The organism is Pseudomonas sp. 6D_7.1_Bac1, assembly GCF_025465945.1.
Lineage (GTDB): Bacteria > Pseudomonadota > Gammaproteobacteria > Pseudomonadales > Pseudomonadaceae > Aquipseudomonas.
In genome coordinates this window covers 1-4,490 of record NZ_JANLNW010000039.1, presented here as the reverse complement: position 1 = coordinate 4,490, position 4,490 = coordinate 1, and the positions used below count along the sequence as shown (strand labels likewise).

The following is a 4,490-nucleotide window of genomic DNA, read 5'->3' as shown; positions in this document are numbered from 1 at the left end:
CACATCGGCCCGCGTTCGGGCGATGAACAAACCATGCTCAACAGCCTGGGCTTTGACTCCCTGGAAGCCCTGAGCGCCAGCGTCATCCCCGACAGCATCAAAGGCACCAGCGTCCTCGGCCTGGAAGACGGTTTGAGCGAAGCCGAGGCCCTGGCCTCGATCAAAGCCATCGCCGCCAAGAACCAACTGTTCAAGACCTACATCGGCCAGGGCTACTACGGCACTCACACGCCGTCGCCGATCCTGCGCAACCTGCTGGAAAACCCGGCCTGGTACACCGCGTACACCCCGTACCAGCCGGAAATTTCCCAGGGTCGTCTGGAAGCGCTGCTGAACTTCCAGACCCTGATCAGCGACCTGACTGGCCTGCCGATCGCCAACGCCTCGCTGCTCGACGAAGCCACCGCCGCGGCCGAAGCCATGACCTTCTGCAAACGTCTGAGCAAGAACAAGGGCAGCCACGCCTTCTTCGCCTCCCGCCACTGCCACCCGCAAACCCTCGACGTGCTGCGCACCCGTGCCGAGCCGTTGGGCATTGACGTGGTGGTCGGCGACGAACGCGAACTGACCGATGTCAGCGCCTTCTTCGGTGCGCTGCTGCAATACCCGGCGAGCAACGGTGACCTGTTCGACTACCGCGCACTGACCGAACGCTTCCACGCGGCCAATGCGCTGGTCGCGGTCGCTGCCGACCTGCTGGCCCTGACCGTGCTGACCCCACCGGGCGAGTTCGGTGCCGACGTCGCCATCGGCAGCGCCCAACGCTTCGGCGTGCCGCTGGGCTTCGGCGGTCCGCACGCGGCCTACTTCTCCACCCGCGATGCGTTCAAGCGCGACATGCCCGGCCGTCTGGTCGGTGTCTCGGTGGACCGTTTCGGCAAGCCGGCCCTGCGCCTGGCGATGCAGACCCGCGAGCAACATATCCGCCGCGAGAAAGCCACCAGCAACATCTGCACCGCCCAAGTGCTGCTGGCCAACATCGCCAGCATGTACGCCGTGTACCACGGCCCCAAAGGCCTGACCCAGATCGCCAACCGCATTCATCACCTGACCGCAATCCTCGCCAATGGCTTGAGCGCGCTGGGCCTTAAGGTTGAGCAAGAGCACTTCTTCGACACCCTGACCCTGGCCACCGGCAGCCAGACTGCCGCCCTGCACGACAAGGCTCGCGCCCAGCGCATCAACCTGCGTGTAATCGATGGCGAGCGTCTGGGCCTGTCCCTGGACGAAACCACCAGCCAGACCGACATCGAAACCCTGTGGAACCTGCTGGCCGACGGCAAAGCCCTGCCCGATTTCGCGGCGCTGGCCGCCTCGGTCGAAAGCCGCATCCCGGCCACGCTGGTGCGCCAATCGTCGATCCTCAGCCACCCGGTGTTCAACCGTTATCACTCGGAAACCGAGCTGATGCGCTACCTGCGCAAGCTCGCCGACAAGGACCTGGCGCTGGATCGCACCATGATCCCGCTGGGTTCGTGCACCATGAAACTCAACGCCGCCAGCGAAATGATCCCGGTGACCTGGGCCGAATTCGGCGCCCTGCACCCGTTCGCCCCGGTCGAGCAAAGCGCCGGTTACCAGCAACTGACCGATGAACTGGAAGCGATGCTCTGCGCCGCCACCGGTTACGACGCGATCTCGCTGCAACCGAACGCCGGTTCCCAGGGTGAATACGCCGGCCTGCTGGCGATCCGGGCCTACCACCAGAGCCGTGGCGAAGAGCGCCGCGACATCTGCCTGATCCCGTCGTCGGCCCATGGCACCAACCCGGCCACCGCCAACATGGCCGGTATGCGTGTGGTGGTGACCGCGTGCGATGCGCGCGGCAACGTCGACATCGAAGACCTGCGCGCCAAAGCCATCGAGCACCGCGAACACCTCGCCGCGCTGATGATCACCTACCCGTCGACCCACGGCGTGTTCGAAGAAGGCATCCGCGAAATCTGCGGGATCATTCATGACCACGGCGGCCAGGTGTACATCGACGGCGCCAACATGAACGCCATGGTCGGCCTCTGCGCACCGGGCAAGTTCGGCGGCGACGTGTCGCACCTGAACCTGCACAAAACCTTCTGCATCCCGCACGGCGGTGGCGGCCCGGGCGTCGGCCCGATTGGCGTGAAATCGCACCTGACGCCGTTCCTGCCGGGTCACGCGGCGATGGAGCGCAAGGAAGGCGCGGTCTGCGCGGCACCGTTTGGCAGCGCGAGCATTTTGCCGATCACCTGGATGTACATCCGCATGATGGGCGGCGCCGGTCTGAAGCGCGCGTCGCAACTGGCGATCCTCAACGCCAACTACATTTCCCGTCGCCTCGAAGAGCACTACCCGGTGCTCTACACCGGCAGCAACGGTCTGGTGGCCCACGAATGCATCCTCGACCTGCGTCCGTTGAAAGACAGCAGCGGTATCAGCGTCGATGACGTCGCCAAGCGCCTGATCGACTTTGGCTTCCACGCCCCGACCATGTCGTTCCCGGTGGCCGGCACCTTGATGATCGAGCCGACCGAAAGCGAATCCAAAGAAGAACTGGACCGTTTCTGCGACGCCATGATCCGCATCCGCGAAGAAATCCGCGCGGTGGAAAACGGCACGCTGGACAAGGACGACAACCCGCTGAAAAACGCGCCGCACACCGCCGCCGAAATCGTCGGCGAGTGGACGCACCCGTACAGCCGTGAGCAGGCGGTGTATCCGGTGGCGTCGTTGATCGAAGGCAAGTATTGGCCGCCGGTCGGGCGGGTCGACAACGTGTTTGGCGACCGCAACCTGATCTGCGCCTGCCCGTCGATCGAGGACTACGCCTAAGAACAACGCGTCCCCCTTGTGGGAGCGAGCCTGCTCGCGATGACAGACTGACAGCCACCATGGATGTCGACTGAATTACCGCTATCGCGAGCAAGCTCGCTCCCACAAAAGCATGTCAGCCCATTCAGAGAACAACAGAGGATTCCACCATGTTCAGCAAGCACGACCAGATCAAAGGCTACGACGATGAACTGCTGGCGGCGATGAATGCCGAGGACGCACGCCAGGAGCACCACATCGAACTGATCGCGTCAGAGAACTACACCAGCAAGCGTGTCATGGAAGCGCAAGGCAGCGGCCTGACCAACAAGTACGCCGAAGGCTATCCGGGCAAGCGCTACTACGGCGGCTGCGAGCACGTCGACGTGGTCGAGCAGTTGGCCATTGATCGCGCCAAACAACTGTTCGGCGCTGACTATGCCAACGTCCAGCCGCACTCCGGCAGCCAGGCCAACGCGGCGGTCTATCTGGCCCTGCTGCAAGCCGGTGATACCGTATTGGGCATGAGCCTGGCGCACGGTGGTCACCTGACCCACGGTGCCAAAGTCAGTTTTTCCGGCAAGCTGTATAACGCTGTGCAGTACGGCATCGACACCGCCACCGGCCTGATCGATTACGACGAAGTCGAGCGCCTGGCGGTCGAGCATCAGCCGAAGATGATCATTGCCGGCTTCTCCGCCTACTCCAAAACCCTGGATTTCCCGCGCTTCCGTCAGATCGCCGACAAGGTCGGCGCTTATCTGTTTGTGGATATGGCCCACGTTGCCGGGCTGGTGGCTGCCGGTCTGTACCCGAACCCGATTCCGTTCGCCGATGTCGTCACCACCACCACGCACAAAACCCTGCGCGGTCCACGCGGCGGTCTGATCCTGGCCAAGGCCAATCCGGACCTGGAGAAAAAGCTCAACGCCGCGGTATTCCCCGGTGGTCAGGGCGGCCCGCTGATGCACGTGATCGCCGCCAAGGCGGTGTGCTTCAAGGAAGCGCTGGAACCGGGCTTCAAGGCCTATCAACAGCAAGTGATCGATAACGCTCAGGCGATGGCCGAAGTCTTTATCGAGCGTGGCTACGACGTGATTTCCGGCGGCACCGACAACCACCTGTTCCTGGTGAGCCTGATCCGTCAGGGCCTGACCGGCAAAGACGCCGACGCCGCGTTGGGCCGGGCCGGGATCACCGTGAACAAGAACGCCGTGCCGAACGATCCACAATCGCCGTTCGTGACCTCGGGTCTGCGGATTGGCACCCCGGCGATTACCAGCCGTGGTTTCAAGGTCGCTCAGAGCATTGAGCTGACTGGCTGGATCTGCGACATCCTCGATCACCTCGGCGATGCCGATGTCGAGGCACACGTCGCCAGACAAGCCGCTGCCCTGTGCGCTGACTTCCCGGTCTATCGCGACTGATCCACAGGAGGGACAGGGCAACGCCTTGTCCCTCTTGCCAGCCTGACGACAAACCACAGGTTGGCCTTGGCCGAACCACCCGCTACAAGGAAAAAACACATGGTCACTGCTGTGGAATCGGCCGGTAAAACCCCGGTAAAAATGGAAGTGGGCGTCAAGCTGCGTGGCGCCGAAAAGGTTGCGCGGATTCCGGTGAAAATCATTCCCAGCGATGAATTGCCACGCAAACCCGACTGGATTCGCGTGCGTATCCCGGCGTCCCCGGAAGTCGACCGC

Annotated in this window: 2 protein-coding genes and 1 pseudogene; all 3 read left to right on the top strand. The window is 63.3% G+C overall.

Annotated elements, in window-relative coordinates:
- On the top strand, nucleotides 1-2,808 hold a 2,808-nt coding region (gene gcvP, locus NTD87_RS10110), incomplete at its 5' end, for an aminomethyl-transferring glycine dehydrogenase (protein WP_262113648.1).
- 149 nt (nucleotides 2,809-2,957) lie between these two features.
- Entirely contained in the window at nucleotides 2,958-4,214 is a 1,257-nt protein-coding gene (gene glyA, locus NTD87_RS10105; protein WP_262113645.1) for a serine hydroxymethyltransferase, read from the top strand.
- Nucleotides 4,215-4,313: 99 nt separating this feature from the next.
- Nucleotides 4,314-4,490, top strand: a pseudogene (locus NTD87_RS10100) (lipoyl synthase); the annotation flags it as partial.